Here is a 22,367-nt window from a genome sequence, read left to right as displayed (position 1 = left end):
GACAGCAGCCTACGAGACGGCCTTCTCCGCGTACATCTTCGCGATGACGGCCTCGATGTCCGGCTCCCGCACCGACAGATCCACCAGCGGATACCGCGCCGCCAGATGCGCCACGAGCGGCGCCGCCGACTGCCCCGCCGGGAACGCCAGCGACTGCCGGGGCCCCTCGACCCGCACCACGCGCGCTCCGGGCACCTCCACGGGCGGCAGCTCCCGCTCCAGGTCCACCACCAGCGTCCGCTCGCTCTCCCCGGCCTCGTGCAGCCCCGCGAGCGGGCCGTCGTACATCAGCCGGCCGTGGTCGATCACCATCACCCGCGAGCACAACTGCTCGATGTCCTGCAGGTCATGGGTGGTCAGCAGCACCGTCGTGCCGCGCTCGGCGTTCAACTCCCGCAAGAACCCCCGCACCTTGGCCTTCGACACGACGTCCAGACCGATCGTCGGCTCGTCCAGGTACAGCACCTCGGGATCGTGCAGCAGCGCCGCCGCGATGTCCCCGCGCATCCGCTGGCCCAGCGACAGCTGCCGCACCGGCACGTCCAACAGGTCGCCCAGCTCCAGGAGTTCCACGCAGCGGGCGAGGTTCTCCCGGTAGCGGGCCTCGGGGATGCGGTACATGCGGTGCGCCAGCCGGTACGAGTCGATCAGCGGCAGGTCCCACCACAGCGTCGTACGCTGCCCGAACACCACCCCGATCCGCTGCGCGAGCCGCGTCCGCTCCCGGGACGGATCGATGCCCGCCACCCGCAGCCGGCCGCCGCTCGGCGTCAGGATGCCGGTCAGCATCTTGATCGTGGTCGACTTCCCGGCGCCGTTCGGCCCGATGTAGCCGACCATCTCGCCGCGCGCCACGGAGAAGGACAGCGAGTCCACCGCCCGCACCTCGCGCCGCTCCCGCTTCATGAACCCGGTCCTCTTGCGCACCTCGAAGACCTTCTCGACCTCTTCGAGCCTGATGAAGTCACTGTCCGGCACGTGCTAGCTCCCTGTGCTCCGGTACGAACGAAGTCCCGCCCGCCACGCCAGCCCCGCCAGCGCACAGCAGCCCGCCGCGACCAGCGGCGGCGTGAACGCCACCCACCGCGGCAGGTCCAGCGGATACGGCCGCCCCAGCACGTACGTCGCGGGCAGCCAGTTGACGAAGGCCAGCGGCAGCACGAACGTCACCCCGCGCACCAGCTCCTTCGCGAACACCGTCGGCGGATACTGCAGCAGCGTCGTCCCGCCGTACGTGAAGGCGTTCTGCACCTCGGAGGCGTCCTGCGCCACGAACTGGAACGCCGCCCCCGCCACGAACACCGCGCAGAAGATCGCGCAGCCGCTCGCCACCGTCACCGGCATCAGCAGCAGCTTCGACGGCGTCCAGTCGATCTCCACCCGGGTCAGCGCCCAGCCCAGCACCAGCGAGCCCTGCACCACCCGGCCGAGCCGGCGCAGCGCGAACCGGTCGGCGGCCACCTGCGCCAGCACCGGCACCGGCCGCACCAGCAGCGTGTCCAGCGTGCCGTCCCGCACCCGCCGCCCCAGCCGGTCCATCGAGCCGATCGCCAGATCCGCCAGCCCGAAGGACACGGCCGACAGCCCGTACAGGAACGCCACCTCCGCCAGCGTGTACCCGCCGAGCGCGCGCACCCGCAAGAACATCAGCATGATCGTGACGAAGTCGAAGAAGGTCGCCGCGAAGTTCCCGAACGTGGTCATGGCGAACGACGCCCGGTAGGCCATCGTGGACCGCACCCACATCCCGGCGATCATCCCGTACGCCCGCACCCCCGCGAGCACGCGGCCGCCCTCACCCACCCTGGACCACCACCCGCCGCGTCGCCGCCGACTGCACCAGCCGGCCGAGGCCCAGCAGCACCGCGGCCCACGCCCCCTGGAACAGATACGTCCGCAGCGGATCCGCGTGCCCCAGCAGCACGTCCGCCGGCGCCTGGAGCAGCGACGACCACGGCAGCGCCCGTACGACCTCGCCGAGCGCGCCCGGGAAGACGTTGAGCGGCAACAGCATCCCGCTGCAGAAGTAGCCCGCCAGCCACATCATCTGCCCCACGCCCGTGCCGTCCAGCAGCCAGAACGCGCTCAGCGCCACCAGGTAACGCATCCCGAAGCCGACCACCATCGCCAGCGGGACCGTGACGAGGAACGCCAGCCAGGTGCCGGCGTCCGTGGGCAGGTACGCCGGGAAGCACAGCGCCCCGAAGGCGAACGGCACCAGGCCCCGCCCCAGCAGCTGGAAGAAGGCCCGGCCCAGATCGGCGGCGAGCCACCACAGCTGGAGGTCGGCGGGCCGGTGGAGATCGATCGCCACGTCCCCCGTACGGATACGATCCATCAGCTCCTCCTCGACGCCCCCGCCCCCGATCGCGAGCGTCGACAGGAAGGCCTGCCCGAGCCAGACGTACGTCACCACCTGCGCCTCGTCGTACCCCCCGAGGTGCGGCTTGGCGTCCCACAGCGCGCGGTACGTGTACACGAGGATCAGTCCGAAGACCGTGTTCGTGAACACCCCTGCCGCGGTGGCCGCCCGATACGTCGCGTACCGTCTGAATCCCCCCGCCGCGACGGCCACGTACAACCGTCCCCCGCCCACGCCAGTCCACCTCCCGGGACCGCTCGACACCGAAGCGCAGGAGCCTAGTCCGGAGGCCCGGCGCCCGGCCACGTGTTTTCGTGCCCGAACCGTGCCGGAATCCGGGAACGGAACGCCAGGTGCGAGAGTCTTCACACCGGGGGCGTAGAAGGCGTACGAGGCGTACGGAAACGACGTACGACGAAACAGGAGTCCGTGCACGACATGAGCGACGAGCCACAGCCGCAGCAGCCGAAGGAAGGCGTGGCGCCGGAGAAGCCGCTGCCGGCTGACGGGCCCGGCACCCCGGACAGGGCGACAGGGGAGGCCGACAGGCCCTCCGCCCCGGCCCGGGAGGAGAAGGCCGACGAGAAGGCCGACGGGGAGGCGGAGACGAGGCAAGCGGCTTCGGTCACACCTTCGCCCGGCCCGCAGGGGTCAGCACGGACCGAGCAGGGAGACTCGGCACAGGCCGAAGTTGCCGAAGATGCCGAAGAGGCCGGGCAGGCCGGACAGGGCGGAGTAGGCCGGACGGGTGAACCGACGGCGCCCGAGGCCCGCTCGGCCCAGGACCGCACGGCCTCGATGGCCCGCGCCCGCCAGGCGGCGCGCGGGGGGCGTACGGAGTCCGACGCGACGACCTCCGCGCCCACCCCCGCGACGACCTCCGCCGGGCCCGACGATCCGGGTCCGGCTCCGGCTTCCGGCGCGGCGGGCGGCGGCAGCGGCTCCGGCGCCGAGAAGCCCCAGTCCCCCGAGAGCACGCAGGTGCTGCGGCGCGTCGGTGCGCCCCGGGGGCCCCGGGACGACTCGTCGAGCGCGTCGACCGGGGCAGGTCAGGGCCCCGGTGAGCCCCGGACGCCCGAGACCACCCAGGTCCTGCGCCGGGTCGGCGCACCCCGCTCGGGTGAGCCCGGCGACCCCGGCAAGAAGCCGGGCACCGCGCCGGACGGCACCGTCCGTACCCCGCGTGCGAACACCCCGGGCACCGCGTCCCGCGCCGCCCGCACGGCCGGCGCGCTCGGCGCCGCCGGTCCGGCCGCGGCCGTCGGCGCGGGCACCGCGAACGCCGCCGGCCAGGCGGGCGCAGCGGCTGCCGCTTCCTCCTCCTCCGAGGACGCCACCGCCCTCCTCGCCGCAGCCGCCGGGTCCGCCGACGGACCCGGCGCTCCCGGCGACGGCGCGGGCAACGACGGCAAGGGGGGCAAGGGGAAGAAGAAGCGGCCCAAGCGGACCGGGTGGCGGCGGATCATCCCCACCTGGCGCATGGTGCTCGGCACCTTCCTCTTCGGCGTACTGCTCGTCATCGGCCTGTTCTTCCTCGGCTACTCGATGGTCAACATCCCGCCCGCCAACGCCCTCGCGACCAAGCAGAGCAACGTCTACCTCTACGCCGACGGCTCCCAGCTCGCCCGCGACGGACAGATCAACCGCGAGAACGTCAACCTCGCCCAGGTCTCCAAGGACGCCCAGCACGCCGTACTGGCCGCCGAGGACCGCGACTTCTACACCGAGTCGGCCGTCGACCCCAAGGCCATGCTGCGCGCCGCCTGGAACACCGCGACCGGCAAGGGCACGCAGTCCGGCTCGACGATCACCCAGCAGTACGTGAAGAACTACTACCTGGCCCAGGAACAGACGGTCACCCGTAAGGCCAAGGAGTTCTTCATCGCGATCAAGCTGGACCGGCAGAAGTCGAAGAACGAGATCCTGGAGGGCTACCTCAACACCAGCTACTTCGGCCGCAACGCCTACGGCATCCAGTCCGCCGCCCAGGCCTACTACGGCGTCGACGCCCAGAACCTCGACCCGGCCCGTGCCGCCTACCTCGCCGCGCTCGTCAACGCGCCCAGCGAGTACGACGTCGTGGCCCACCCCGAGAACAAGGCCGCGGCCGTCGCCCGCTGGAACTACGTCCTGGACGGCATGGTCAAGAAGGGCTGGCTCAGCGCCGCCAAGCGCGCCGGGATGCAGTTCCCGATGCCGAAGGAGCAGACGGTCTCCACGGGCATGTCCGGCCAGCGCGGCTACCTCGTCGAAGCGGTCAAGCACTACCTGACCACCAACAACATCCTCACCGACGACCAGCTCGCCACCGGCGGTTACCGCATCACCACCACCATCCAGAAGAACAGGCAGGACGCCTTCGTCAAGGCGGTGAACGACCAACTGGTCGCCAAGCTGGACAAGAAGAACAACAAGGTCGACAACTACGTCCGGGCCGGCGGCGCCTCCGTCGACCCCAAGACGGGCGAGGTCGTCGCCATGTACGGCGGCATCGACTACGTGAAGCAGTACACCAACGGCGCGACCCGCGGTGACTTCCAGGTCGGCTCGACGTTCAAGCCGTTCGTGTTCACCTCCGCGGTGCAGAACGGCTCGACCACGCAGGACGGCCGCCAGATCACGCCGAACACGATGTACGACGGCACCAACGAGCGGCCCGTGCAGGGCTGGAGCGGCGGCGCCTACGCCCCGCAGAACGAGGACCAGAAGTCGTACGGCCAGATCACGGTCACCAAGGCCACCGACCTGTCCGTGAACGCGGTGTACGCGCAGATGGCGGTCGACGTCGGCCCGTCCAAGGTCAAGCAGACCGCGATCGACCTCGGCATCCCCTCCGGCACCCCGGACCTCCAGCCGTACCCGTCGATCGCCCTCGGCACCGCCACCGCCAGCGTCCTGGACATGGCGGAGGGGTACGCGACGCTCGCCAACCACGGCAAGCACGGCCAGTACTCCCTGGTGAAGAAGCTCACCAAGGACAGCGGCACGGACGAGATCAAGCTGCCCGACCCGACGGTCAAGCAGGCCGTCAGCCGGGAGGCGGCCGACACCACCACGGCCATGCTCCAGAGCGTGGTCGAGAACGGCACCGCCTCGGCCGCACAGGCCGCGGGCCGTCCGACGGCCGGCAAGACCGGCACCGCCGAGAGCGACACCGCCGCCTGGTTCGCGGGCTACACCCCCGACCTGGCCACGGTCGTCGCCGTCATGGGCCAGGACCCGGTGACCGCCCAGCACAAGTCGCTGTACGGCGCCCTCGGCCTGCCGCGCATCAACGGCGGCGGTGCGCCGACCCAGATCTGGACGCAGTACACGCAGGCCGCGCTCCAGGGCACCCCGGCCTCCGACTTCGACCTCCAGCTGGCGTCGGGCGCCGACCAGCCGCAGGAGCCCAGCACCGGCACCTCGGCCACGCCGGGCACGACCGGTGGCCAGAACACCGGCACCCCGACCACCGGCACCCCGACCACCGGCGGCACGACCGCGAGCCCGACCACCGGCGGCACCACGGGCACCCCGACCACCGGCGGCACGACCACGACCGGCGGGGGCACCGGTACGACGGGCGCCACCACCGGCGGCGGGACCACCGGCACGACGGGCGCCACCACCGGCGGGGGCACGACGACCGGCGGCGGGACCACCGGCACCGGCACGACCGGCGGCACGACCGCCAGCCCCAGCGGCGGCACCCTGGGCGGCGGCGGCACACCGGGCGGCGGTACGGGCGGTACGACGGGAACCGACGCGGGCGCGGGCGGCGGCCCCGGCACCTGACGGCCGGCGCTCGGTCTCAGTGACCGCTGGTCGCCTTCAGCCCGACGACGGCGACCAGCAGGAGAGCGACGAAGAAGATCCGGGCGGCGGTGACCGGCTCACCCAGCACCACCATGCCGAGCACCGCCGCCCCGGCCGCCCCGATGCCCACCCACACGCCGTAGGCGGTACCGATGGGCAGGGACCTGGCGGCGTACGACAGCAGCACCATGCTCGCGACGATCCCGGCACCCGTGAGCACACTCGGGACCAGCCGCGTGAATCCCTCGCTGTACTTCATCCCGATCGACCAGCCGACTTCGAGCAGACCGGCGACGACGAGCAGAACCCAGGCCATGAGGAGCACCTCCGAGACTTCATGCGGTCGGGGTGCGTCGTCTTTGCCTGCATCCCGGTACGGCGCGTCTCGTCGGGCTCGCTTCCGAACATAGCAAAGCCCACGCAAAAGGGGCTGGTGACAACCGTCACCAGCCCCTTCGAGCAGCGGGACTACAGGTACAGGCCGGTCGAGTCCTCGGACCCCTCGAACCGGTCCGCGGCCACGGCGTGCAGATCACGCTCGCGCATGAGCACGTACGCCACACCCCGCACCTCGACCTCGGCCCGGTCCTCCGGGTCGTACAGGACCCGGTCGCCCGGCTCCACGGTCCGCACGTTCTGCCCGACCGCGACGACCTCGGCCCAGGCCAGCCGCCGGCCCACCGCCGCCGTGGCGGGAATCAGAATGCCGCCGCCCGACCGCCGCTCGCCCTCACCGGCGTCCTGCTTGACCAGAACCCGGTCGTGCAGCATCCGGATGGGCAGCTTGTCGTGCTGAGGGGTGTTGTCGTTTCTGTTGGCGCTCACGCCTCGAACCTACCTGCCTTCGTCACGCCTGTCCGCGTCCGGGTCAGCCCTTGCGCCGCCTGCGGCCGACGGCGAACAGCCCGACGACACCGACGGCGAGCAGCGCGACGGGCACGATCCGCTCCAGCCGGGGCGCGCCCTCGTCGTCCACGAACTGCGCCCGCACGTCGCTGACCATCCGGTTGACCTGAACGTACGCCCGCCCGACGGTGTGATCGAGATGGGCGGCGGCCTTCGCCTTCGCGTCCCCGATGATCGTCTGCGGATGGACCCGCACGCCGATCTCGTCGAGCGTCTCGGCCAGCACTTCGCGGCGGCGCTTGATGTCCGCCTCGATCTGCGCCGGGGTTCTGGTGTCCGACGTGTCCGCCACCGTACGGCCTCCGAAGTCTTCTGATGCTGTCCCGGACAGTCTGTCAGCTTCTCCTCCCGCCGCACCGCAAGGCCCCCCGGTTACGCTGGCCCGATGAGCGAGCGACTCCAGCCGGGGGACGTGGCCCCCGCCTTCACCCTCCCGGACGCCGACGGCAACGAGGTCTCCCTGTCCTCCTACGAGGGCCGCAAGGTGATCGTCTACTTCTACCCCGCCGCCCTGACCCCCGGCTGCACCAAGCAGGCCTGCGACTTCACGGACAACCTGGAGGTCCTCGCCTCCGCCGGCTACGACGTCGTCGGCATCAGCCCCGACCAGCCGGAAAAGCTCGCGAAGTTCCGCGAGAAGGAATCCCTGAAGGTCACCCTCCTCGCCGACCCGGACAAGAAGGTCCTCGACGCCTACGGCGCCTTCGGCGAGAAGAAGAACTACGGCAAGACCTACATGGGCGTCATCCGCTCCACGATCGTCGTGGACGAGCACGGCAAGGTCGAACGAGCCCTCTACAACGTCCGCGCCACCGGCCACGTGGCCAAGATCATCAAGGACCTGGGCATCTGAGGGCCTGACTCTGTTGCCGGCGGCCCGCACCGGGGGTGACCTGGTGCGGGCCGCTTTCTCTTTCCCGGCTTCCGGGCGTGACTGTCCGATAAGCGGTTCGTTGATCCGTACGGGCTGCGAACGTGCGGCCGGAACGGAGGGGGTATGACCGCCAGGTACACCCGCGAACTGCTGGAGGAAGCAGCGCGCGTAACAAGCCACATCGACGAGGCCGTTCGGTGGTGTGGAGGCATACCGACTCCAGGAAGCAGGCGGTACCTGCGAGAGAAGATGGCCGAGGCCGGCGTGGACATCTCGCATTTCGCCACGAACCAGGTCCGACACACGGAAGAGCGCCTACGCGCCGCCGTGGCCGTGTCGTTCAGCATCAAGGATGTAGTGCGTCACCTCGGAATCAGCCAGGTCGGAGGCAACCAAACGCACATCAGCCGCCGGATCTCCGTGCTCGGAATCGACACTTCCCACTTCAATCCTGTGCGCAAAGGACGTCCGAAGGGATCGCTCGGCGGTCTGCTCACCCTGCGTAGCCCCGAGGACGGAAGGGTCCCCGGTGAACGGCTGCTCCGAGAGCTCCTGCGCACCGGAATCCGTGAAGTCTGTGCGGCGTGCGGCACAGGGCCGGAGTGGAACAGCAAGCCGCTCCGCCTCGAAGTCGACCACATCAGCGGTGACTGGTGGGACAACCGCCCGGAGAACCTTCGGCTGCTGTGCCCCAACTGTCATGCCACGACTGACACTTATCGGGGGCGCCGGAGGCGGAGGGGCGCATGACGACTCCCAAGTACACCAGGGACGTGCTGTTGAGGACCGCGGCCATCTCGACCAGCCTGGTGGACCTGATGCGACGGCTGGGTACGACGTTGGGCAGTGGTCCTCGGCGCTACCTGCGCCACAGGCTGGAGCACTACGGGATCGACACCTCGCACTTCGTCGAAGAGCCGCTTCCACCCAGAGAGAAGCGGTCCTATGCGCGCGAGCTGCTGGAAGAGGCGGCAGCCCGGTCGCACAGCATCCGCGAGATGTTCGAGTATCTGGGCTATCCGCCGGAGGACAGCCCTTACGGGCTCGTCAGAAAGCGACTGGACCAATTAGGCATCGACACGTCGCACTTCACGCGTGGTTGCGGGCGCAGCCTTGAAAATCTTCCCCGGGACGTTCTCGCATCGGCGGCCGCCCGAGCCACCAGCGTTTCCGGTCTGCTCAAGATCCTCGGCTACCGCGACACCAATGGCGCCGCCCGCGCACGAGTGAAGCGCAGTCTGCAGGTACACGGCATCGCTACTGATCACTTCACCGGGCAAGGCCACTTTCGCGGCTTGGTATCGCGACACCGGAAGTCTGCCGACCAGATCCTGCGCCGAGAGGAGCCAGGCGCGAACCGCACCAAGACCACCCTGCTACGACGTGCCCTCGACGACCTCGGTGTGCCGCACGTCTGCACCGAGTGCGGCGTCGGCGACATCTGGCACGGTAAGTCCCTGGTCCTGGAGATCGATCACATCAACGGTGACCGGCTGGACAACCGTCGCGAAAACCTTCGGTATCTGTGCCCTTCGTGCCACAGCCAGACGGACACCTACGCGAATCGATCTCGCCGCGTACCAGTTCCCCGTGGGCCGGTAGAGTAGGCGGCGCTGCGGGCCCGTACCCCAGCTGGCCAAGAGGGCGCCGGTTTAGGTCCGGTGTGTCGTGGGTTCGAGTCCCACCGGGCCCACACGCTGAGGGGCCGTCCGTCCGGGCGGCCCCTCTTCCGGTCTCAGCCCAACAACTCCCGCACCACCGGCACCAACGCCCGGAACGCCTTCCCCCGGTGGCTGATCGCGTTCTTCTCCTCCGGGCTCAGCTCGGCGCACGTCCGGGTGTCGCCATCGGGCTGGAGGATCGGGTCGTAGCCGAAGCCGTTCGCGCCGGCGGGCGTGTGCCGGAGCACACCCCGCAGCTGTCCCTCGACCACCCGCTCCCTCCCGTCCGGCAACGCCAGAGCCGCCGCGCACGCGAAGTGCGCGCCCCGGTGTTCCTCGTCGATGTCGGCGAGCTGGGCCAGCAGCAGTTCCAGGTTGGCCAGGTCGTCGCCGTGCTTGCCCGCCCAGCGGGCGGAGAAGATGCCGGGGGCGCCGTTGAGGACGTCGACGCACAGGCCCGAGTCGTCGGCGACGGCGGGCAGGCCGGTGGCCTGTGCCAGGGCGTGGGCCTTGAGGAGGGCGTTCTCGGCGAAGGTGACGCCAGTCTCCTTGACGTCGGGCACCTCGGGGTAGGCGTCCGCGCCGACGAGTTCGTGGGGGAGTCCGGCGTCGGCGAGGATGGCCCTCAGCTCGGTGATCTTTCCGGCGTTACGGGTGGCGAGGATCAGGCGGGTCATGCGCGCCAGTATTCCCCGCCTACAGCTCCGTCTGTCCGCCGCCCTCCAGGCTGCGCAGGTCGAACACCTCGGCCATGCGGGCGAAGCCGCGGTCGCTGGGGTGGAGATGGTCGCCGGAGTCGTAGTCGGGGCGCAGGCGGCGGGGGTCGTACGGGTCGCGCAGGGCCTTGTCGAAGTCGACGACCGCGTCGTACACCGTGCCGGTGCGGATCTGTGCGTTGATCTGCTGCCGGACCGCCTCGCGTGCCCGGGTGCAGCCGCGGTGGCCCTGGAAGGGCATCAGGGTGGCGCCCACGACCTTCAGGCCGTGGGCGTGGGCCTGTGCGACGAGCGTGCGCAGGCCGGCGACGACGCGGTCCGGGTCGGCGAGGCCGGGGTTGCGCAGGATGTCGTTGACGCCGAGGTCGATGACGACGACCTTGATGTTCGGGCGGGAGAGCGCGTCGCGGCCGAAGCGGTCGAGGCCGCTCTGGTTCTCGGGGGGCCGGCCGAGGCCGCTCGCGAGGACCTGGTTGGCGCTGATGCCCGCGTTCACGACGCTGTAGCGCGGCAGCCGGCTTCCGCTCTCCAGCGCCGTGCGCAGCCGGTCCGAGAGGAGGTCGGGCCAGCGCCTGTTGGCGTCGGTGGTGGAGGTGATGCCGTCGGTGATGGAGTCGCCGAAGGCGACGACGGTGCCGTCGGCCTCGTTGCTGAGTACGTCCAGTGCCGTGACGTAGCGCCAGTACGGCGTCTGTGCGGTGTACGGCGTGCCCGTCGCGTCCTCGGTGCGGTCGCCGGTGGCGACGTAGGAGATCTGCCGGGCGTGCGGGTGGTAGGTGACGGGGCCCGAGGGGGTGGGGGAGTAGGTGGTGACGAGGACGTCGCTGTCGTGCGGGACGGCGAGCCGGACGGCGTCGCTGACGACCTGGCCGCCGGGGGGTACGACCACGGCGGTGGCGCCGTCGAAGGTCAGGCGGCGCATCGACGCGGGGTCGGCCGCCGCGGTGCCGTCCCCGGCGGAGAGTGCGACGGAGGCGTGGGTGAGGGTCAGCGGTGACTGGCCGTACAGGTTGGACAGTGTGATCCGGGCGCTGGTGCCGCCGGTGTCGGCGTGCACCACGTTGCGCACCGAGTGGCCCGCCAGGCCCTGGATCTCGGTGCCGGGTTCGCCGCCGACCGGTGCGGTGGCCCAGGAGCCCACCCAGGTGCCGGTCGAGGCGGGGGCGGCGGAGGAGTCGTGGTGCGGGCGGTCGTCGGCGAGGGTGCCGCGCGCGGTGCCGTCGTCGGCGCCCACGGTGAGGTAGATGACGGCGGATATGGCCACGACCAGCGCGATGAGCGCGGTCAACAGTACGCAGTGTCTTGCGGGGGACACCCCCGCACCCCCGTCACGACGCTTGGTCACGCTTGTTCTGTTCCCCTCGGGGGATCGGGAGCCCGATGCTCCGACGGTTCTGTTGTTCCGCTGGTGATGGGCCCATGATGCGGCATGGGCCGGGGAGAGCTGTCAGGGCCCTGCCCGGAAGTCCCCTGTGGATGGACGCCGGGAACTCTCGTTCCGTTCCGGGAGTCGGTCAGGAAGGGACAATTGTGTGCGGGATCGCCGCACGGGTGGACCGGAACGGGTGGAGCCGATGGAAGCGACGGAAGCGTCCGAGACGGAAACGGCGCGGGGTGTGTCGTACAGGACCATGACGGCCTTCACCCCGGCCGACGAGGAGCGTCGGCGCGGGGTGCGCCGGATGAAGCTCACGGCGACCGGCCTGCTGCTGTTCGTGGCGCTGGTCTACGTCCTCGCCAAGCTCGCCGCGCACGAGGGCGCCGGCCCCTGGGCGGGCTACGTCGCCGCGGCGGCCGAGGCGGGCATGGTGGGCGCGCTGGCGGACTGGTTCGCGGTCACCGCGCTCTTCCGCCACCCCCTCGGCCTGCCCATCCCGCACACCGCGATCATCCCCACCAAGAAGGACCAACTGGGCGTCTCGCTCGGCGAGTTCGTCGGCGAGAACTTCCTCTCCGAGGACGTCGTACGGCAGCGGCTGCGCGCCGTCGGCATCGGTACCCGGCTCGGCGTCTGGCTGGCGGGGCCCGAGCACGCGGACCGGGTGACGGCCGAGCTGGCGACGGCGCTGCGCGGCGCGCTGACGGTGCTGCGGGACTCGGACGTGCAGGCGGTCGTCGGGGAGGCGATCACCCGCCGGGCGGGCGCCCAGGAGATCGCGCCCGGCATCGGCAAGATGCTGGAGAAGGTCGTCGCCGACGGCGGGCACCGGCGCGTGGTGGACCTGGTGGTGTCCCGGGCGCACGACTGGCTGGTGCTGCACCGGGACGACGTGATGGTCGCCGTGGAGGGCGGGGCACCGGGCTGGACCCCGAGATTCGTGGACCGCAAGGTCGGTGAGCGCGTCTACAAGGAGCTGCTCCGCTTCGTCACCGAGATGCGGGACATGCCCGCGCACCCGGCGCGCGGCGCCCTGGACCGCTTCCTCACCGACTTCGCCTCCGACCTCCAGTCCGACACGGAGACGCGGGCGCGGGTGGAGCGGCTCAAGGGCGAGGTGCTGGGCCGGGGCGAGGTGCAGGACCTGATCGCGTCCGCCTGGACGGCCGTACGGTCCATGATCGTGGCGGCGGCCGAGGACGAGCGCAGCGAGCTGCGGCTGCGGGTGCGGGCGGCGCTGCTGTCGCTGGGGCAGCGGATGGCGACCGAGCCGAAGGTGCAGGAGAAGGTCGACAGCTGGGTGGAGGGCGCGGCGGTGCACGTCGTGACGACGTACCGCGGGGAGATCACCTCGCTGATCACCGACACCGTGGCCGCCTGGGACCCCGAGCACACCACCCGCAAGATCGAGGCGCACATCGGCCGCGATCTGCAGTTCATCCGGATCAACGGCACGGTGGTGGGCTCCCTGGCGGGCCTGCTGATCTACGTGGTGACGCGGACGCTGGGGGCGTGAGGGGGCTCCCTCGCCCGAGGCCCGTCCCCGTGCTCACGCCCCGGTGGTGGAACCGGGGCGCACGATCATCAGGACGGTCACGGCGGCCCACAGCAGATTGAAGACGCCGGTGAGCATGGCGAGCCGCGCGGTGTCCGTGCCCCGGCCCTCCACGACCGCGCTCTGTCCCGGCAGGACGAGGGCGCCGAGGACGGCGGCGGCGAGGGCCGTCAGCACGATCGACGCGATCAGCCAGCCGCTGCCCAGCATCCCCATCCGGCTCGCGGTGGCGAGCCCGAAGACCGGGACGACGACGCCGACGACGGCGTAGACACGGCAGATCCGGTGCAGCAGGTCCAGCGTCCCGGCGGCACCCGGGTCCTCGGGTGCGGCGAGGGCCCGGCGTGCGACGGGCGGGAACATGCTGGCGGCGACGGTCACGGGTCCGACGGCGACGATGGCGGCGAGGACGTGCACGGCGAGGAGGAACTTGGTCACGGCGGTGACGCTAGGCGGGCCGGGGACGCCGGAGAAGTGGCGAGAGTGCCAGCAACCGACGGATTATCGCCAGCGGGCACCCGGCTGCCGCCACCCGGAACACACCCGCCGCGCACCTGGGCGTGCCTGTCGGCCGGAATCCGTCGTACCCGTACGATCTCGCCATGCACACCGTGGCCGTACTGGCGCTGGACGGCGTCGTCCCGTTCGACCTCTCCGCCCCGATCGACACCTTCGGCTGGGCCCGGCTGCCGGACGGCCGGGAGCCGTACCGGGTGCGGGTGTGCTCGGTGCGGGAGGAGGTGAGCGCGGGCGCGTTCACGGTGCGGGCGCCGTACGGTCTGGAGGCGCTGGCGGAGGCGGACACGATCATCCTGCCGGGCGTGGCCGAACCCCCCTCGGCGCTCCCGCCCGGGGTGGCCGAGGCCCTGTGCTCGGCGGCGGCGCGGGGCACCCGGATCGCCTCGATCTGCGTGGGCGCGTTCCTGTTCGCGGCGACGGGCCTGCTGGACGGCCTGCGCGCGACGACCCACTGGATCGCCGCCGGCCGGCTGGCGGAGCTGTACCCGAGGGTCACGGTCGACCCGAACGTCCTCTACGTGGACAACGGCCAGTTCCTGACCTCGGCGGGCGCGGCGGCGGCGCTGGACATGTGCCTGCACATGATCCGCAACGACTTCGGCTCGGCGGTCGCCGCACACGCGTCCCGGATGTCGGTGATGCCGCTGGAACGGGAGGGCGGCCAGGCCCAGTTCATCGTCCACGACCTGCCCCCGGCCCCCTCCGGCGCCGCCCTGGAGCCCCTCCTGGCCTGGCTGGAGGACCACTGCGACCGCGATCTGTCGCTGGAGGAGATGGCGGCACGGGCGGGCATGAGCACCCGCACCCTCAACCGCCGCTTCCGCGAACAGACCGGTACGACGCCGCTGCAGTGGCTGCACCGGGCCCGGGTACGGCGCGCCCAGCATCTGCTGGAGACGACGCCGTACCCTGTCGAGCGCATCGCCGCGCAGACGGGCTTCGGCTCCCCGACGGCGTTCCGGGAACGCTTCCGCCGCGTGGTGGGCACGAGCCCGCTGGCATACCGGAAGTCGTTCAGGACGGGTACGCCGTAGCCGAGGTGTCTGCCGCCTCAGGCCCTACGGTCGGCGACGGCCCAGGAGGCGAGGGCGACGGCGCCGGCGACTCCGACGACGGACGGCCAGGCGCCGACCTTCTTGGCCAGCGGATGCGAGCCCGCGAAGGCGGCGACGTACGCGGCGCTCAGCGCCCCCGCCGCCTTCCCACCGGCCTGCTTGCGCCACTGCTGCGCGGCAGCGACCCCGGCCACGGCCAGCACGGCCCCGCCCAGCTGCCGCTTCTTGGTCCAACGGGCCACGCCGTACCCACCGACGAGCCCGCCGGCGGCGACCACCGCACTGGGAACCTTGGCCACGACTGCCTCCTGTGTTGTCTTTTGTGTCACCTTCTGTAGGAAGCCGAGGCTAACGAGCCCCGCCGGGACACCGAGCACCAGCCCCTGCCATCCTGCGTCCGTGGAGGAACACGACGTGGATGTGGACCTGGACCGCGCGCTGACGATCGCGACCGACCTGGCGGCCTGGGCGTCGGAGACGATCCGCCGCCCGCGCCACGGCGAGGACGTACGGGAAAAGGCAGGCCCGGCGGACATCGTCACGCAGACGGACGAGACGATCGAGACCCACGTCCGCTCCGTCCTCCGGGCGGCCTTCCCGACACACGGCATCGAGGGCGAGGAGTACGGCGTGACCGAGCCCGCATGTCCGATCGCCCCGTACTGGGTCGTGGACCCGGTCGACGGCACCACGAACTACGCCCACGGCATCGGCTGGTGCTCCTTCTCCCTGGGCCTGGTGTCCCCCGACGGCACCCCGCTCCTCGGCCTGGTCGCCGACCCCTGGCGCCGCGAGACCTTCACCGCGATCCGAGGCCGCGGCGCCCACCTGAACGGCACCCCGATCCACGCCTCGCCCCACACCACCCTCACGGGCCACCTCTTCCTCACGGAATGGGCCGCCCACTCCCACTGGCCCGGCCTGGACCCCCTCCTGGCCGCCCTCTCCCACCGCCACTGCACCACCAGGGTGATGGGCTCCACGGCCCTCTCCCTCTCCCAGGTCGCGGCAGGCCGCGCCACGGCAGCGGCCATCGGCGAATTCCACGCGGTGGACGGCCTGCCGGCGTACCTGATCGCGAGCGAGGCGGGCGCGGTGGCCTCCCCTCAATTCCCCGTGTACAACGCCCCGTTGCTGCTGGCGGCGCCGGGGGTGGCGGAGGAGTTGGCGGAGCTGTGGGAGACGAGCCGCCAGGGCTTGTGACTGTCCCCCTCTTCCTCGGCCCCCTGTCAGCCAAGCTCAGGGCGGACCGACCTTGTCTCTCCCTCCCGCTTTCCTGGGTCTTCGAAGTTGAGCGGTTCGTGGACCAGCGGTGGCAGGGCTACGACCGTCAGCCGGATCGGCGATTGGCAGATATAGGCCGGCTCCGACGACCGTGACACGGGCTTCGCCGAGGCACCGGTGTCCCCAATCCACCAATCGCTCGCAGGCAGGCCGCCGCTCAACTTCTAAGTCCCGCTCTACCGGACGGTTCACAGCTGGCTCGCCGCCGACTGCTGGGCACACCGGTTCTTCCTGTCCAACGGACAGGCCAGTTCCCCCGCCTGATTAGGTGAGTTTGTACTCAGCGTGCGGGATACCCAGCTCCCACACCGCCTCAAAGGCGTTGACGCACAGCTTGAGTTCCTGGAAGTCAGCGCTCAGGGACGGCTCAAGCCACTCACCCTCGCCATCGAAGTGGTTCACGAGGAGCAGGGACGAGTCGAACAGCCAGAAATCATTGCCGGGCAGGGCGATACCGGTGGCCTTCCTGCGCGGCAGCCAGCGCACTTCCTCACCTGCGGCCATGTTCAGGCCCTCGGTCACCTCGTACTCGAACCGGATGTACCTGCTCACAGGCTCGGACACGATCCGGGCGCGGCGGACCTTCACTCCACGACTCGTAGCCTCGGAGACCAGGGAGAGCCAGTCGGCCCACCTCTCTGCGGGTTCGATCGCCACGCCGGCGTTCCAGTCGACGTACGCCGGGTCCGACTTCATGTAGGAGTCCCGCATCTCCAGATGGACCGCCGATTCGCGGCAGCCGCGGAATAACTCCTCAAACGTCGGAACGGCGGTCACGCTGTACCTCCAAGAAGAACTGGACCACGAGCTCAGCGGTGCAGGCGGCCCGCCTTGCTTGCATTGATGCCCGGAATCATGGCGTCCAGGGTGGATATGAACCTGTTCCAGGTCGGACCAGGAATCTCAATCCTGGGCCCGCCGATGTTCTTCGAGTCACGCACGAGCACGCCAGATGCGAGGAAGGCCGTCTCCACGCACTCGGTCGTATTGCCGCCGCTGTACGACGACTTGAACCATTTGGGCTCGGAGACAGACTGAGGGCTGGCAGGCATCACAGCTCCTTGAGGGCGTGGTGGATCATGGCGGACGAGGCTTCCATGTCCAACGCTTGTGCCTGGAGGTACTCGAACGCAAGTCTGTATCGCTCCAGTTCCTCGTCCTTCTCCAGGAAGAGGGAGCCGGCGTGGAAGTCGACGTACACCACGTCAAGGGCCGGCTCGGGCCCGCCGATGATGACGAAGCTTCCCAGCGCGGCGGCATGGGCTCCCTTGGAGAACGGCAGTATCTGGAGTGTGATGTGAGGGGACTCGTTCGCTTCGAGCAGTCGCCCGAGCTGCTCCTTCATGATCTGCGGCGACCCGACAACGCGGCGGATAACGGACTCATCGAGGATCGCCCACAGTCGCGGCGGCTTCGGGCGGGTGAGGATCTCCTGCCGCTTCATGCGGATGTCGACCAAGCGCTCGATCTCCGCCTGCTCAAGCGGAACTTCGTTGGCCTGCTGGAGCGCAGTGCTGTAAGCCCGCGTTTGGAGGAGGCCGGGGACGTAGACGCAGGAGAAGTGACTCTCGCGTACCGCCTCGTCCTCAAGGGTGAGCAGCAGGTTCATGCTCTCGGGGATGGAGTCCGCGAAGGAGTTCCACCAGCCTTGCTGCTTGGCGTCCTTCGCCAGACCGACAACTGCCCGCCGCTCAGCTTCAGTTGCGCCGTACTCGCGACACAGCGCCTCAACGACGATCCACTTGACCGGACCCGCCTGGGTCTCGTACCGGCTGACCGTCGCCTTCGAGACGCCGACGAGCAGGCCCGCCTCTTCAAGAGTCAGCCCTTTCCTGGCGCGCAACTTGCGCATCACGGCGCCTAGTTGGCGACGACGTGTAGTGGTCCGCTCGGACATTCGGCTCCTTCGCCGTGCGCCGGGGTGATGGCCCGGAGAACCCCATCAGGCTAAGTAGCACTGAACACGCTCACCACCGGATTCACTCGATCGATTCTTGTGAGAAGTTACATAGCGAGACTTCTCATGTGCCATGCTCGACCTCGAACCGCTACGCAGTGCAGCCGTTTGGATACGGCGGGCGCAGGCATGTGCGTGGCCTGGGAGGGAGGGCGGATATGTCTGACTGCGAAGTCAGCGAACCCGGACTCCGTTGTGTGCTGCCGTTTGAGGCCGCGCCCTCGGAGGTGAGGCTGTTGCGCACAGCGGCAGCGAGTCAGTTGAGCCGCTGGGGCATGCCTGCGGATGCCGACGAGGTTGCTCTACTCGTCACGGAGCTTGCGACGAATGTCGTCAAGCACGTCGGTGAGGGCGTTTCCGCAGTTCTGATCCTTGAATGGAGGGATGAGAGGCTGAGGATTGAGATGCATGACAGGAGCCGTGCGATGCCTGCACTCGTCTCGCTGTCTTGCGACGAGGAGTGCGGGCGCGGTCTGCACCTGCTTGGGATGCTGGCGGCCGACTGGGGCACGGTCCTGACTGCGGCCGGTAAGTCAGTCTGGTGCGAGGTCGAACTCGGTGCGCAACAGTCGTGCCGACGCCTTGAGCGTGCCGCCGCTGCTCTTGAGAACTATCAGGGCAACGGCGTTGGCCCCCGAGGTGTGATCAGAGCGGGTCTCGAAGCGTCGGCGATTGAACTGATCGCAGATCTGCTGCACTGGACTGCCGCCCGTGGCTACGACCCGGACGACATCCTGGACCGGGCTCAGATGCACTATGAGGCCGAAACGGGCGCTGCCTAGTGGAGCGCCGACTGAATGGACTTCCTCATATGCGCCCGAAGCGATGCAGGAGTGCGCCACGATTCACCCGGACGACTCCTGTGGCACATCCTGTGGCAGTTGGCGCAGAGACAAGCAAGGTCATCGAGCTTGGTCTCACGCGTTCCGGAGGCATGCAAGGGAGTGACATGGTGCACTTCGATGTACCCGTCGCCGAGCTCGCCGTAAGCGCGCGCGAAGTCGAACTCGCACACTTCGCAGCTGAGCGGTCGGCCCCGACCCCGAGCCTGCTTGATCTTGAGCCTGCGCAGCTTCGGGTCACGCTCGCGTGCCAAGGCCCGGCGAACGAGGAGACGCCCTTCGATAGCTGTGCTGCCCGTCTCATCGACTTCCTCAGGCTGGGGCGGGATGTCATACAGCTCACCCGAGCCGATGCCCTCCTCAATGGCCTGTGCAGCCTGGAGCATCTCGGCTTCACGGTTAATGAGCGCGTCGATCATCAACAGTGTCGGTTTGCCGCACCGCGTCGCTGCGCCGCTGTACAGCGGATGATTTGTCATGAAATCGCCGGTTTTGCGGCTGACGCTGCCCGGAGACCTGAAGCCGGGCAGTGCGAGGGCCTCGGCGCTGTGAATCGGAAGCGAGCGCAGCAGCTCGGACAACTCCTGCACCTCCGGATCCTCGGTGCGGAGTTCGCGCCAGCCGTTCTTCACCACCAGCGCTCCAGCCAGCACAAGTTCGTCTTCGGTCCAAGGAGGAGTCCGCATGAGCAATATCGTATGAGTGTTCGGCGTGACGGAGGGTGCGTTCAGCGAACTGCGGGGCGTGCGGCACACTTGGTGGGTCGTTGTCAGTGGGGTCTGTCACCCTCAGTGATGGTGGATTGCAAGATGTGTCTGCCGCTGTATGGCTGTAAGGAGGGGGCATGACCCGCACGAAGAAGCGCAAGTACACCTCGGTGGAGATCTGTGCTGGAGCTGGAGGTCAGGCTGTCGGCCTGCACAACGCTGGATTCAAGCACGTCGCTCTGATTGAGATCGACAGAGACGCATGCCAGACCCTCAGGTCCAACACCAGCGCGAATCCGGAGTGGGAAGGCTGCCGAGTCATCGAGGCTGACCTCAAGGATTTCCAAGCGGACGCCTTGGGGCTTGAGCCCGGCGAGCTTGACCTTCTGGCCGGCGGTGTTCCGTGCCCTCCGTTCTCGGCTGCGGGCAAGCAGCTCGGCCGCGACGACGACAGGGACCTCTTCCCGACCATGCTGCGGCTCGTTGATGACCTCGAGCCGAAGGCCGTGATGATTGAGAACGTGCGCGGTCTGCTTGACCCGAAGTTCGACGAGTACCGCCAGGACATCATCAAGCAGTTGGAGTCCATGGGGTACGAGGAGTGCTACTGGGACATCCTGGAGGCCAAGGACTACGGCGTCCCGCAGCTGCGCCCCCGGGCCATCCTCGTCGCGATGAAGCCGGAGTACGCCCGCCACTTCGAGCACCACAAGCCGACGAAGACCAAGGTCATCACCGTGGGTGACGCGCTGCACGACTCAATGCGGGCGCGGTACGACGCCGTGGCAGACGACCCTCGAGCCGAGAACGCATTCAAACGGTGGTATGAGCGGGCCCTGGATGGGGTCGCCCCCACCGTCGTCGGCGGTTCCAAGAAGCACGGTGGTGCTGATCTTGGTCCGACACGCGCCAAGAAGGCCTGGGCAGAACTTGGCGTGTGCGGAATGGGCGTCGCGAACGAGCCCGATGAAATGAAGGACTCGGAGCGCGATCTCTTCGCACCAGCAGGCCCCAAGCTAACCGTGACCCAGGCGGCCTTGATCCAGGGCTTCCCCGAGGGGTGGAAGTTCTCTGGCCGTAAGACTGCGGCGTACAGGCAGGTCGGGAACGCCTTCCCGCCTCCAGTGGCTCAGGCAGTCGGGGACCAGATCTACGCCGCGTTTGAAGCAGCGGCGCAGGCAGAGAAGGGCTGAGCCGAGGCTTACTCCCTGGTCTTCCGCAGGCGGCTGACCGTCGCGGCGATCTTTACTGCGCACTCTTCGGCTGGATCGTGCTCCCAGAACCGGAGCACGGTCCAGCCTGCCGCCCGAAGCTGTTCGTCCGTGTCTTTGTCGCGGGCCATGTTCCTTGCAACCTTGTCCGACCAGTAGCCAGGATTGGTCTTCGGCGGCACGTAGTGTTCTGGGCATCCGTGCCAGTAGCAGCCGTCAATGAACACAGCCAGCTTCGCGGGACGAAAGACGATGTCTGCTGTCCTGCGAAGGTCGGGCAGCGGCTTGGCCGCTACCCGGTAGCGCAGGCCCTGGGCGTGAAGCAGGCCGCGGACCAGACGCTCTGGCTTGGTGTCCCGACTGCGGATCGCTTGCATATTCCGCCGTCGGGCAGCAGATGAGGCCCAGGAGCCCTCGGGGGGCACCCAGGGCTCCTCCTCGGCGGGCTTGTTGTTCAGTTCCGGCATCCTGTTTCCTGCTGGATCACTCAGTGCTGAGTGGTCGCCTTCTTGGTCTCGGGCAGAAGGGGCGCCGGTTCCCTGGGGTCATCGGGCCTCGCCTTCACCCAGTGACGCCCCTCGAGCCGTACCCTCGGCTCCTCTTCGTGATGTGGCTTAGCTTCAACAACACGAATGCTGACACTTTCGCCTTCCTGAGGAACGGGTAGTCCCAGCTGTTCTGCAACGGCCTGGTGGTTCGGGTAGTCGCCGCAGATGAGGATGCCCTCCTTCCGGAGTTTCTCGCGTGCACCTCCGTTGTACCGCACGCGCTTCATGTAGTCCTTCTGCATTGCAAGGGTACGTATCACCGTGCGGCTGATCCGGCGTCCCTGCACTCGACGGAACAGTTCGTTGATCTTCGCCTGGCCTGGGCTGCGCTTCGACCCGGCCCCCGCGTTGAGGATGGCATCCCGTGTCTCCGTGTCGAGATGCAGGAGCAGGTTCTCCTCAAGCCGTTCCTCATGCCACAGCCAAGTCACCAGGGAGCGATGCTGCTTTGTCAGCTGGAACTTTCCGTCCCTATTGCCCTTCTTTGTGACGGTTCCACTGGTGGTGAGCTTGGCACGGTTGGCTCGTAGTAGCCCCGCGCTCCACAGTCCTTGATGGTCGTCTGCCCAAACCACCAGACAGATCTCGTCAAGAGCCTCAGGCGGGATCATCCAGCCGTACAGCTTCTGGGAGAACTTGCAGTCGACCTCGATTCCCTCGATCAGGTAGTCGAGGTCCTCCCCGCTGTCGAGGCCGAGCTCCCGCAAAAGGTTGATCTCCACGAGCGTTCCGGCGTGTGTCTTCTCGGTCTTGTGCAGGTCGTCCCAGTCGAACCGGCCAGTGTGTTCGCCGTCTAGGAGCCGGTCGATGGTTTCTCGCAGGACACGGGCGACGGTCTCCCCCCTCGGATCGAGGGAGAGGAGGCGTTGCCGGACGAGCATCAACTCCGGGTCGTCGTAGACGCCCGGTGCGGGGCCGGGGTGCTCGAATAGCGTCACAGGCGGACTCCTGGCTTGGAAGACGTCAGTCATGCGAGTATCGCTGATCACTGTCA

The 22,367-nt window shown here is 69.0% G+C and carries 25 protein-coding genes, 1 tRNA gene and 1 riboswitch; of the genes, 10 read left to right on the top strand and 16 right to left on the bottom strand.

The genetic code is table 11. The features are described from left to right. Positions 1 to 9: 9 nt before the first annotated feature. The 3 genes from BIV23_RS28330 to BIV23_RS28320 are packed head-to-tail and all read right to left on the bottom strand — an operon-like array spanning position 10 to position 2,596. A complete protein-coding gene (locus BIV23_RS28330) occupies positions 10 to 978 on the bottom strand; it encodes an ABC transporter ATP-binding protein (RefSeq protein ID WP_071383811.1) in 969 nt (322 codons plus the stop codon). Between the two features lie 3 nt (positions 979 to 981). Next, entirely contained in the window at positions 982 to 1,758 is a 777-nt protein-coding gene (locus BIV23_RS28325) for an ABC transporter permease (RefSeq protein ID WP_079173438.1), read from the bottom strand. Positions 1,759 to 1,795: 37 nt separating this feature from the next. Further along, a complete protein-coding gene (locus BIV23_RS28320; protein WP_071383810.1) occupies positions 1,796 to 2,596 on the bottom strand; it encodes an ABC transporter permease in 801 nt (266 codons plus the stop codon). 747 nt (positions 2,597 to 3,343) lie between these two features. Here BIV23_RS28320 and BIV23_RS28315 point away from each other — a divergent pair. Further along, positions 3,344 to 6,139 carry a transglycosylase domain-containing protein gene (locus BIV23_RS28315; RefSeq protein WP_071383901.1) on the top strand — a complete coding sequence of 932 codons (2,796 nt, stop codon included), beginning with the start codon at positions 3,344 to 3,346 and terminating at the stop codon, positions 6,137 to 6,139. A gap of 16 nt (positions 6,140 to 6,155) precedes the next feature. Here the strand turns inward: BIV23_RS28315 and BIV23_RS28310 are convergent, their stop codons facing one another. The 3 genes from BIV23_RS28310 to BIV23_RS28300 form a co-directional block, all read right to left on the bottom strand. Next, positions 6,156 to 6,476 (bottom strand): DMT family transporter, encoded by a 321-nt coding sequence (locus tag BIV23_RS28310; RefSeq protein ID WP_071383900.1) that lies wholly within the window; start codon positions 6,474 to 6,476, stop codon positions 6,156 to 6,158. 31 nt (positions 6,477 to 6,507) lie between these two features. Continuing rightward, a riboswitch (guanidine-III (ykkC-III) riboswitch) is annotated at positions 6,508 to 6,576 on the bottom strand. A gap of 52 nt (positions 6,577 to 6,628) precedes the next feature. Further along, on the bottom strand, positions 6,629 to 6,931 hold the full coding sequence (locus tag BIV23_RS28305; protein ID WP_263980593.1) for a GroES family chaperonin: 303 nt from the start codon (positions 6,929 to 6,931) through the stop codon (positions 6,629 to 6,631). Positions 6,932 to 7,028: 97 nt separating this feature from the next. Further along, complete coding sequence (locus tag BIV23_RS28300; protein WP_071383808.1) at positions 7,029 to 7,358, bottom strand: DUF3618 domain-containing protein; 330 nt, start codon at positions 7,356 to 7,358, stop codon at positions 7,029 to 7,031. A gap of 93 nt (positions 7,359 to 7,451) precedes the next feature. On the opposite strand from BIV23_RS28300, the gene bcp reads away from it, so the two are divergent. From bcp to BIV23_RS28280, 4 genes are all read left to right on the top strand, one after another. Continuing rightward, on the top strand, positions 7,452 to 7,919 hold the full coding sequence (bcp, locus tag BIV23_RS28295; RefSeq protein ID WP_071383807.1) for a thioredoxin-dependent thiol peroxidase: 468 nt from the start codon (positions 7,452 to 7,454) through the stop codon (positions 7,917 to 7,919). 144 nt (positions 7,920 to 8,063) lie between these two features. Continuing rightward, positions 8,064 to 8,690 (top strand): HNH endonuclease, encoded by a 627-nt coding sequence (locus BIV23_RS46965; protein WP_079173429.1) that lies wholly within the window; start codon positions 8,064 to 8,066, stop codon positions 8,688 to 8,690. Further along, complete coding sequence (locus BIV23_RS28285; RefSeq protein WP_071383805.1) at positions 8,687 to 9,547, top strand: HNH endonuclease signature motif containing protein; 861 nt, start codon at positions 8,687 to 8,689, stop codon at positions 9,545 to 9,547. The genes BIV23_RS46965 and BIV23_RS28285 overlap by 4 nt, the downstream gene beginning before the upstream one ends. Before the next feature lie 10 nt (positions 9,548 to 9,557). Further along, a tRNA-Leu gene (locus BIV23_RS28280) sits at positions 9,558 to 9,633 on the top strand. 42 nt (positions 9,634 to 9,675) lie between these two features. On the opposite strand, the gene rdgB is transcribed toward BIV23_RS28280, so the two are convergent. Together rdgB and BIV23_RS28270 are read right to left on the bottom strand one after the other, a co-directional pair. Further along, positions 9,676 to 10,278, bottom strand: coding sequence for an RdgB/HAM1 family non-canonical purine NTP pyrophosphatase (rdgB, locus tag BIV23_RS28275; RefSeq protein ID WP_071383804.1), 603 nt, complete (start codon positions 10,276 to 10,278; stop codon positions 9,676 to 9,678). Positions 10,279 to 10,297: 19 nt separating this feature from the next. After that, positions 10,298 to 11,662, bottom strand: a complete 1,365-nt coding sequence (locus BIV23_RS28270; protein WP_071383803.1) for an SGNH/GDSL hydrolase family protein — start codon at positions 11,660 to 11,662, stop codon at positions 10,298 to 10,300. A 229-nt stretch (positions 11,663 to 11,891) separates the two neighbouring features. Here BIV23_RS28270 and BIV23_RS28265 point away from each other — a divergent pair, with 229 nt between their 5' ends. Further along, positions 11,892 to 13,211 (top strand): DUF445 domain-containing protein, encoded by a 1,320-nt coding sequence (locus BIV23_RS28265; RefSeq protein ID WP_071383802.1) that lies wholly within the window; start codon positions 11,892 to 11,894, stop codon positions 13,209 to 13,211. Positions 13,212 to 13,244: 33 nt separating this feature from the next. Here BIV23_RS28265 and BIV23_RS28260 read toward each other — a convergent pair whose 3' ends face one another. Beyond that, the gene (locus BIV23_RS28260) at positions 13,245 to 13,688 is read right to left on the bottom strand and encodes a hypothetical protein (RefSeq protein ID WP_071383801.1); all 444 of its coding nucleotides are present in this window, start codon (positions 13,686 to 13,688) and stop codon (positions 13,245 to 13,247) included. A 164-nt stretch (positions 13,689 to 13,852) separates the two neighbouring features. Between BIV23_RS28260 and BIV23_RS28255 the strand changes: the two genes are divergently transcribed. Then, a complete protein-coding gene (locus BIV23_RS28255; protein ID WP_071383899.1) occupies positions 13,853 to 14,803 on the top strand; it encodes a GlxA family transcriptional regulator in 951 nt (316 codons plus the stop codon). Positions 14,804 to 14,820: 17 nt separating this feature from the next. Here BIV23_RS28255 and BIV23_RS28250 read toward each other — a convergent pair whose 3' ends face one another. Continuing rightward, positions 14,821 to 15,123 carry a hypothetical protein gene (locus BIV23_RS28250; protein WP_071383800.1) on the bottom strand — a complete coding sequence of 101 codons (303 nt, stop codon included), beginning with the start codon at positions 15,121 to 15,123 and terminating at the stop codon, positions 14,821 to 14,823. Positions 15,124 to 15,223: 100 nt separating this feature from the next. Between BIV23_RS28250 and BIV23_RS28245 the strand changes: the two genes are divergently transcribed. Then, a complete protein-coding gene (locus tag BIV23_RS28245; RefSeq protein ID WP_079173428.1) occupies positions 15,224 to 16,027 on the top strand; it encodes an inositol monophosphatase family protein in 804 nt (267 codons plus the stop codon). A 345-nt stretch (positions 16,028 to 16,372) separates the two neighbouring features. Here the strand turns inward: BIV23_RS28245 and BIV23_RS28240 are convergent, their stop codons facing one another. Genes BIV23_RS28240 through BIV23_RS28230 form a run of 3 tightly spaced genes read right to left on the bottom strand, consistent with a single transcriptional unit; the run spans position 16,373 to position 18,005 of the window. Beyond that, the gene (locus BIV23_RS28240; RefSeq protein WP_177240062.1) at positions 16,373 to 16,885 is read right to left on the bottom strand and encodes a DUF6879 family protein; all 513 of its coding nucleotides are present in this window, start codon (positions 16,883 to 16,885) and stop codon (positions 16,373 to 16,375) included. A 32-nt stretch (positions 16,886 to 16,917) separates the two neighbouring features. Further along, complete coding sequence (locus BIV23_RS28235; protein ID WP_071383799.1) at positions 16,918 to 17,160, bottom strand: DUF397 domain-containing protein; 243 nt, start codon at positions 17,158 to 17,160, stop codon at positions 16,918 to 16,920. Continuing rightward, on the bottom strand, positions 17,160 to 18,005 hold the full coding sequence (locus BIV23_RS28230) for a helix-turn-helix domain-containing protein (RefSeq protein WP_071383798.1): 846 nt from the start codon (positions 18,003 to 18,005) through the stop codon (positions 17,160 to 17,162). The genes BIV23_RS28235 and BIV23_RS28230 overlap by 1 nt, the downstream gene beginning before the upstream one ends. 218 nt (positions 18,006 to 18,223) lie before the next feature. On the opposite strand from BIV23_RS28230, the gene BIV23_RS28225 reads away from it, so the two are divergent. After that, positions 18,224 to 18,847, top strand: a complete 624-nt coding sequence (locus BIV23_RS28225; protein WP_071383797.1) for an ATP-binding protein — start codon at positions 18,224 to 18,226, stop codon at positions 18,845 to 18,847. Here BIV23_RS28225 and BIV23_RS28220 read toward each other — a convergent pair. Continuing rightward, positions 18,844 to 19,593 (bottom strand): HNH endonuclease, encoded by a 750-nt coding sequence (locus BIV23_RS28220; RefSeq protein ID WP_071383796.1) that lies wholly within the window; start codon positions 19,591 to 19,593, stop codon positions 18,844 to 18,846. The genes BIV23_RS28225 and BIV23_RS28220 overlap by 4 nt on opposite strands. 158 nt (positions 19,594 to 19,751) lie before the next feature. Between BIV23_RS28220 and BIV23_RS28215 the strand changes: the two genes are divergently transcribed. After that, entirely contained in the window at positions 19,752 to 20,807 is a 1,056-nt protein-coding gene (locus BIV23_RS28215; RefSeq protein ID WP_071383795.1) for a DNA cytosine methyltransferase, read from the top strand. Positions 20,808 to 20,815: 8 nt separating this feature from the next. On the opposite strand, the gene BIV23_RS28210 is transcribed toward BIV23_RS28215, so the two are convergent. Together BIV23_RS28210 and BIV23_RS28205 are read right to left on the bottom strand one after the other, a co-directional pair. Then, positions 20,816 to 21,292 carry a very short patch repair endonuclease gene (locus BIV23_RS28210; RefSeq protein WP_079173427.1) on the bottom strand — a complete coding sequence of 159 codons (477 nt, stop codon included), beginning with the start codon at positions 21,290 to 21,292 and terminating at the stop codon, positions 20,816 to 20,818. Positions 21,293 to 21,312: 20 nt separating this feature from the next. Further along, positions 21,313 to 22,344, bottom strand: a complete 1,032-nt coding sequence (locus BIV23_RS28205) for a NaeI family type II restriction endonuclease (protein ID WP_079173437.1) — start codon at positions 22,342 to 22,344, stop codon at positions 21,313 to 21,315. Positions 22,345 to 22,367: the final 23 nt, after the last annotated feature.

Origin of the sequence: Streptomyces monashensis (assembly GCF_001866665.1) — a bacterium.
In the GTDB taxonomy this organism is placed as follows: Bacteria; Actinomycetota; Actinomycetes; order Streptomycetales; family Streptomycetaceae; genus Streptomyces; species Streptomyces monashensis.
This window is presented reverse-complemented; position numbering and strand designations above follow the sequence as displayed.

What these genes read in the sequence shown, in the direction of transcription:
- BIV23_RS28325 (WP_079173438.1), bottom strand. Translation starts at nt 1,758, where the DNA reads ATGATCGCCGGGATGTGGGTGCGGTCCACGATGGCCTACCGGGCGTCG.
- BIV23_RS28310 (WP_071383900.1), bottom strand. Translation starts at nt 6,476, where the DNA reads ATGGCCTGGGTTCTGCTCGTCGTCGCCGGTCTGCTCGAAGTCGGCTGG.
- BIV23_RS28305 (WP_263980593.1), bottom strand. Translation starts at nt 6,931, where the DNA reads ATGCTGCACGACCGGGTTCTGGTCAAGCAGGACGCCGGTGAGGGCGAG.
- bcp (WP_071383807.1), top strand. Translation starts at nt 7,452, where the DNA reads ATGAGCGAGCGACTCCAGCCGGGGGACGTGGCCCCCGCCTTCACCCTC.
- BIV23_RS46965 (WP_079173429.1), top strand. Translation starts at nt 8,064, where the DNA reads ATGACCGCCAGGTACACCCGCGAACTGCTGGAGGAAGCAGCGCGCGTA.
- BIV23_RS28285 (WP_071383805.1), top strand. Translation starts at nt 8,687, where the DNA reads ATGACGACTCCCAAGTACACCAGGGACGTGCTGTTGAGGACCGCGGCC.
- rdgB (WP_071383804.1), bottom strand. Translation starts at nt 10,278, where the DNA reads ATGACCCGCCTGATCCTCGCCACCCGTAACGCCGGAAAGATCACCGAG.
- BIV23_RS28265 (WP_071383802.1), top strand. Translation starts at nt 11,892, where the DNA reads ATGGAAGCGACGGAAGCGTCCGAGACGGAAACGGCGCGGGGTGTGTCG.
- BIV23_RS28255 (WP_071383899.1), top strand. Translation starts at nt 13,853, where the DNA reads ATGCACACCGTGGCCGTACTGGCGCTGGACGGCGTCGTCCCGTTCGAC.
- BIV23_RS28235 (WP_071383799.1), bottom strand. Translation starts at nt 17,160, where the DNA reads ATGCCTGCCAGCCCTCAGTCTGTCTCCGAGCCCAAATGGTTCAAGTCG.
- BIV23_RS28230 (WP_071383798.1), bottom strand. Translation starts at nt 18,005, where the DNA reads ATGTCCGAGCGGACCACTACACGTCGTCGCCAACTAGGCGCCGTGATG.
- BIV23_RS28225 (WP_071383797.1), top strand. Translation starts at nt 18,224, where the DNA reads ATGTCTGACTGCGAAGTCAGCGAACCCGGACTCCGTTGTGTGCTGCCG.
- BIV23_RS28220 (WP_071383796.1), bottom strand. Translation starts at nt 19,593, where the DNA reads ATGCGGACTCCTCCTTGGACCGAAGACGAACTTGTGCTGGCTGGAGCG.
- BIV23_RS28215 (WP_071383795.1), top strand. Translation starts at nt 19,752, where the DNA reads ATGACCCGCACGAAGAAGCGCAAGTACACCTCGGTGGAGATCTGTGCT.
- BIV23_RS28210 (WP_079173427.1), bottom strand. Translation starts at nt 21,292, where the DNA reads ATGCCGGAACTGAACAACAAGCCCGCCGAGGAGGAGCCCTGGGTGCCC.
- BIV23_RS28205 (WP_079173437.1), bottom strand. Translation starts at nt 22,344, where the DNA reads ATGACTGACGTCTTCCAAGCCAGGAGTCCGCCTGTGACGCTATTCGAG.